The organism is Paenibacillus sp. MDMC362 (assembly GCF_003269305.1).
In the GTDB taxonomy this organism is placed as follows: domain Bacteria; phylum Bacillota; class Bacilli; order Paenibacillales; family Paenibacillaceae; genus Paenibacillus_AQ.
On sequence record NZ_QLYT01000093.1, the window covers coordinates 1 to 7,291 of the forward strand.

The window sequence follows — 7,291 nt, forward strand, 5'->3', positions numbered from 1 at the left end:
AGGTAGATGAGATTCCACTATCTGCAAATGGTAAAGTAGATCGTAAATTATTGCCGAATCCAGAAAAGTGTATTGAAGAAAGTAAGATGATAAGGGATTATGAGGCACCAAAGACCCAGACGGAGAAATTGGTAGTCGAGGCGTTTGAATATGTACTTGGTATGGAAAGAGTAAGCGTAAACGACAATTTCTTTGATTTGGGTGGGGACTCCATCAAGGCTATCCATATTCTAAACAAGATAAGAGAAGCTGGATACGATATCTCCATGCGAAATCTTTTGATGGAGAGAACACCAAAGCTAATAGCCATGAATTTATCCACAAAAAAAGAAATTATACCTGCGGAGCAAGGAGAAATAAGTGGTGAAATTTCACTGACACCAATTCAAAACTACTTCTTCGCACAAAATATGATGGATCCTGAACATTTTAATGTATGCCAAGTGTTTAAGGTTCGTGAAAAGCTAAATGTCCTGGCACTACAAAAAGCTTTATCTGCGTTAGTGCAGCATCATGATATGTTGAGAGCTACGTACAAAGATAAGAAACAGGTTATAGGGAAAGTAGAAGATAAGAAATGGTACGGTTTTACAACAATAGCATGTGAATCTGAAGAGATTCAGGAAAAAATTAAGTCAACGAAAGTAAAGATGGATTTGGCGGAAGGACCATTATTGCAGGCTGTTGTATTTAGTACGCCGGAGCAAGATTATATGATGTTGCTAGCTCATCATATGATAATGGATGTGATTTCCTGGCGAATTTTAAGTGAGGATTTGGAGAAGGGCTACTCTCAAGCTTTGAATCAGAAAGAGATAACATTACCAGCTAAAACCGTTTCCTTTAAAGTATGGAGCGAAGGATTAGCTCATTACAGCCAGAGTGAAAAGTTAAAGAGAAGGGTAGCTTACTGGTCAGAAATAGAAAATAAATTGGTTGATGGTAAGTTAAAAGAAGATAGCACTGATGATGAATTCGAACCAAAGACAGCCGTGGCATGTCTTAATGCCACGATCACAGAAAAGTTATTAAAAGAAAGTGCACATGCTTATAATACAGAGATTAATGACTTGCTTGTAGCAGCACTAGGACGTGCGGTAAACAAAGTAACAGGTCAGAGAACGCTTGCTATACAGATGGAAGGACATGGTCGTGAAGAAACAGTAGGGTCTTTTGATTTAGGTAGGACAATAGGATGGTTCACTAGTATATATCCCGTAGTTTTAGAAGAGTTAGGCACTAATATTGCTCAGGATATTCGAAATACGAAAGAGAACCTACGACGTGTGCCAGCACATGGAATTGATTATGGCCTCATAAAGTATGCAGACATGGTTAATTCAGAAGAATTGGATGTGGAAGTGGCACCAGATATATCATTTAATTATCTTGGAGAACTAGAAACAAAGAAAGGATCTGGCGATCCCAATTTTGAGTTTTCACAACTGGGTTATGGACAGGATACGGATCCTCGCAATCAATTTGGGCCATCCATTAACGTCATAGGTCATGTGCAAAATGGTAGTTTATCTATGACAGTAACCTGCAACAGCAGTCGTTATTTAGCTGAGAGAATTGAGCAAATAGGAAAAGCATATGAAGAAGAACTGATAGCGGTCGCAGAACATTGCTCCCATGCACAGAAGAGTGAGTCAACGGCAAGTGATTTTGGTGAGAGGGTATGGAAAGATAGCGAATTTTGTTATGTACAGGAAGCTGCCAAAAACCGCGGCGAAGAAATTCAACGTATCTATCCATTGGCTCCTGTGCAAGAGGGAATGCTCTATGAGAAGCTTTTGGATGAATCCTCTACGAAGTATGTTGTTCAGCAGACGTTGCGATTGACGGAAGTAGATGTAGAGAAGATGCACAAGGCTTTTGAATATCTAGCAACACAGCATGATATTTTACGTACAAAGATCTGTTATCGGGGAGTAAGTGTACCAAGACAAGTTGTATTGAAAGAAAGAATGCCGGAATTTAATTATATGGAAGTAGATAATGAATCTGATTATCTTGATTTAAAAGAACAAGATGTAAAACGTGGATTTGATTTGGAAGAAGATACACTACTTCGTATGAATTTGATAAAAATAAAGAACAGTGGTTATCGGTTGATCATGACGAACCATCATATTATTTTAGATGGTTGGTGTTTGCCAATTTTGCGTAAAGAATTATTTAGTGCGTATATGGCAACAGATGAAGAACAATTAAAAATACTTAATCAGGCTGCTTCTAATAAAATTGGGAGCTATGAAAAATTTGTAGATTATATCAATGAAAAAGATAAAGAGCCGAGCCTTAAATATTGGGAAGACCTTCTTCAAGGATATGAGACAAGGGCTGAAATTTTACCTATGGGTCGTCCAGAAGAAACACAAGAAGAGAGTCAGAGTCAAGAGTTTAAGTTAAGCTTGGAGGTAACCGAACAAGCAGAAGCGATATGTGCCAAGTATGATGTAACATTGAACACGCTAGTAGAAGCTTGTTGGGGCGTTTTATTGGAAAAATACAACTCAACCAATGATGTCGTTTTTGGAAAAGTTGTATCTGGTAGAAATGCAGAGATTGAAGGTATTGAAGAAATCGTTGGTTTATTTATCAATACAATACCCGTACGTATATCGACAACAAACGAAGACACATTTACCGATTTGTTGAAATCATTACAGAGCCAGGCAATTGCTGCAAATGAACACGATTTTCTTCCTTTAGCAGAAATACAGAATCATACTTTATTAGGAAGGAATCTAATTGGAACACTATTCTTCTTTGAAGGCTATCAAGGAACAAGTATAAATATTGATGGCAAATTAAATGTGGAGTCTGAATATTACCGCGAACAAATCGGGTATGACTTGGGAATGACAGCATTTAAGAGTGATGAAAATCGTATTCATTTTAGAATTCTGTTCAGTACAAAGCTATATAACAAGGAAGAAATAAATATTATTGGTTCCCATTTGCAAAGACTTATGGAACAAGCCATTGCAGCACCACAGACGAAATTAAATGAATTGGGCATGACAAATGAAGCAGAAGAAAAGATTCAATTAGTACAGTTTAACGCAACGGATAGTGACTATCCAAGAGACAAGACCATTGTCCAATTATTTGAAGAACAAGTAGCAAGAACACCCCATAATACAGCAGTAGTATGCGGGAATGAGCAATTGAGTTACGCTGAATTAAATGCTCGTGCCAATAAACTTGCATTAAGGTTACGACGAGAATACCATGTCCAGCCTGATGATTTTGTTGCCATTATAGCAGAAAGAAGTTTAGAGATGGTGGTCGGATTATATGCCATCCTGAAGTCGGGTGCAGCATATGTACCAATTGACCCGTTTTATCCAGAAGAACGCATCGAGTATATATTGGAAGATAGCCAACCGAAAGCAGTTTTAATTGGTCATGGAAAGTATAATATTTCTCCTGAAAAGGTTGTTGACTTATATAGTGCAAGCAATTATGAGGAAGGTGCAGAGAATCTAGAACATGTGAATACTCCTCATGATCTTATTTATCTGGTTTATACATCGGGTACAACAGGAAAACCAAAAGGGGTTATGGTAGAGCATCAGCATATAGTCAATCAGCAGATGTGGACACAAAGAGAATATCCATTACACGAGGGAGAATCCCTTTTAATGAAGACCACTTGTGCCTTTGATGTTTTTGCCTGGGAAGTATTTTGGTGGATGCTAGAGGGTGGTAAACTTGTTATTTTGCAACAAGGAGAAGAAAGTCAAAGTGATAAGATCATCAAGGTAATTCAGGATTATCAAGTAAATGCAATCCAGTTCGTTCCTTCAATGTTCAATATGTTCTTAGATGAATTAGATATGAGCAAAGAGGAAATCAATACGCTACGTTATATCATTAATATTGGTGAGAAACTGAATGCAGAAAGTGTGAGACATTATAATCAATTAAGGGAAAAAGGACAAGTAAGAGCAGAACTACTGAATCTCTATGGTCCAGCAGAAACTACAGTTAATTCCAGTGGATATCATTGTCCAGCAGGCTTAGATGTAGACAAAGTATTAATTGGTAAGCCTATTAGTAATACACAAATTTATATATTATCAAATGAAAAAATAGCTGGAATAGGTGTACCAGGGGAATTATGTATTGCAGGAGAAAGTGTGTCGCGTGGCTACTTAAATCGTGAAGAATTGACAGCACAGAAATTTATTAAAAATCCTTTTGGTTCAGGAATGATGTATAAAACAGGTGATCTGGCACGGTGGATACCGGATGGAAATATTGAGTACCTTGGCCGTATTGATGATCAGGTTAAGATAAGAGGTTTCAGAATCGAACCAGGAGAAATTGAAAGTGCTTTGATGGAACTCGAAGGAGTTAGTGGAGCAGCCGTTGTAGTACGCCAAGACAAGCAAGGAGAAAAATATCTGTGTGCTTATGTAGTCGTTCAGACAGAAGTGGAAAAATTAGACGAAGATACAATCAAGAGTGAATTACGCAAGAAGTTACCAGACTATATGGTTCCTTTATATATGATTCGAATTGATCAAATTCCATTAAGTCATAATGGAAAGCTGGACAAAGCCGCACTACCAGAACCAGAATACAAGTCTAAGGAATATGCAGCACCAACAAATAGAGAAGAGAAGTTAGTAGTTGAAGCATTTGAGAAAATCCTTGGAATAACAGAAATTAGTGTCCATGATAGCTTTTTTGACTTGGGTGGTCATTCACTGAAAGTTACATTATTGTGTAATGAATTAGAAAAGACAATCGGTATAAAGCTGCAGCTTAGTGAAATATTTGCTTTATCTACACCAAAACGTATTGCAGAAAGAATTGGAAGTTTGCAATATGATCGTTTTTCGGAAATACCGAAAATAGCTAAAGCAGAGTTCTATCCTATGAGTTCTGTTCAAAAGCGACTGTATCTTCTCAATGAGATAGTAGGTCCTAGTATTTCCTATAACATTTCGAATGTCATAAAATATGAAAACACTCTGGATAAAGAGCAGCTGCAGAGAGCATTAGATAAACTCTTAGAGAGAGAAGAAGTATTGAGAACCAGCTTCCATCTTATTAATGGGGAGCCAGTTCAAGTGATTCAACCAGATGCGAGAGTAGTATTAGAATACAAAGAAGCAGATACACTAGATATTCAAGATGAATATGATCGTTTTGTTCGCCCATTTGATTTATCCAAAGCACCTTTGATGCGGGTTAAGTTACTACAGGCGCCACAAGCTTCATACTTGATGCTGGATATTCATCATATTGTTTCTGATGGAGAAAGTCTGCCTATTATGATGAACTGGATAAGCGAGTTATATGAAGGAAATACTTTACCAATGCCAAGGGTTCATTATAAAGATTTCTCTGCTTGGCAAATGACTCAGGATATTACGAAGCAGGCGGCATATTGGAAGAACGAGTTCTCAGGCGAAATTCCAATACTCAATTTGAATACAGATTTCCAACGTCCTAAGAAAAAGAGCTTCAATGGTGCCGACGTAAAAACTAAGATTGAAGAACCAGTTTTTATGGAAATAAAAGAATTAGCGAAGAAGCATGGTGCTACGGAATTCATGATTATGTTATCAACCTTTATGCTTCTATTGAGCAAGTACAGTCAACAGGAAGAAATAGTAGTCGGAACTCCTGTATCAGGCAGAACCCACGTTGATACACAAGACATGCTGGGGATGTTTGTAAACTCCTTGGCGATCAAAGGAAAAGTGAAACAAGAGGAGAGTTTTGAACAAGTATTGCTAGGAGTAAAAGAAAAATGTCTTCATGCGTACGATAATCAGGACTATCAATATGAAGACTTGGTTGAGGCAGTAGATGTAAAGAGAGATTTATCAAGAAATCCATTATTTGATGTAATGTTTATGATGCCAGAGAGTGATATTATGTCTGGTTCAAAGCGCATTATGAGTGGAACATGGGTACCAATGGAAGGAAAAGTAGCTAAGTTTGATCTGAATTTAATGGTAATACACACATCAGAGGGTTATGTGGTCAATTTAGAGTATTCTACAGATTTATTTAAACAGGAAACGATAAAGCAAATGGTCGATGATTATGTTTCATTGCTTTCAGAAGTTGTAAAGAATCCAGAAGATCGTTTGCAAAAGCTACTTGTGAAAGAGGATGTTAAGAAAGAGGAGAAAGATTCGACCCAAGCCGAGCTTGATCATCGTGCCAATCATTTGGCACAGCAAGTTTCAGATTTGATGCAAGCATTACATCAAAGAGATCAAGCTTATTGGAAGAGCAAAGTAGAGAATTTCCCACATGCGCCACAGTTACCGCTTCTTTTTAACGGGAATGCTGTAAACAACGCGACAGTGAAACGTTTAGAAACGAGAATTTCTGCGAAAGACTGGGCGATTGTGAGAAACAAAGCTTTGGATAACAGAATTGCACCATCTGCGCTATTGTGCACAATATATGCGGAAGTTCTATTTAAATGGAGCAATCAAACCAATATGGCACTTAGCTTAAATCTGTTTAGTAATCAGCCTTTTCATCAAGATGGAATGTCTCTGATGAGGGATTTTGTATCAAAATTGTTGTTAGATATCGATTTATCATCTCACAGACCATTTTGGGAAAGAACTACTGAGATTCAGAATCGGTTATTTGAAGCGTTAGACCACAGATTTTACAGTGGGGCTGATTTCCTGCGTGATCTGGCTGAACATCGTGGTCGAGAAGATCAAGCTATAATGCCAATTATATTTACGAGTATGCTTCGTGACGAAGCGGATTCTTTCAATGCCAATATAGGCAGTAGGGGAGAATTGAAATACGGAATAAGCCAGACCCCAGAAGTATTTTTGGACTTTCAAGTTGCGGAAAGCGACGGACAATTAATGATGACTTGGGATTATGTGAAAGATTTGTTTGACGAAGATATGATCAGTGCGATGTTTGAAACGTATCAACTTCGCTTACAGCAAGTCATAGACCATAATCTTTCAACTATGCCGTTGCCTGTAACACAGTCTGAACTACTGCTTGATTACAATCGTACACAAGGAGACTATGAAGGGGATTTACTGCAAAGATTAATAGACCAGCAATGCCAGAAGACGCCAGATGCGATTGCAGTCAAATTAGGACAGGATACATTGACCTATGGCGAGTTGGCGAGAAAATCCAATCAGGTCGCTCGCTATTTAGCAGAGCAAAACTATGCGCACAATTCTTATATTGGCGTTTGGGCAGAGAGACGAATCGAGACCATTGTAAATACGGTGGCTATTTTAAAAGCCGGCCATGCTTATATTCCTGT

General features: G+C 37.9%; 1 protein-coding gene. It reads left to right on the top strand.

The window, feature by feature from the left end:
• Nucleotides 1-7,291, top strand: a 7,291-nt coding sequence (locus DP091_RS30475; RefSeq protein WP_146747035.1) for a non-ribosomal peptide synthetase, incomplete at both ends; no start/stop codon positions are given.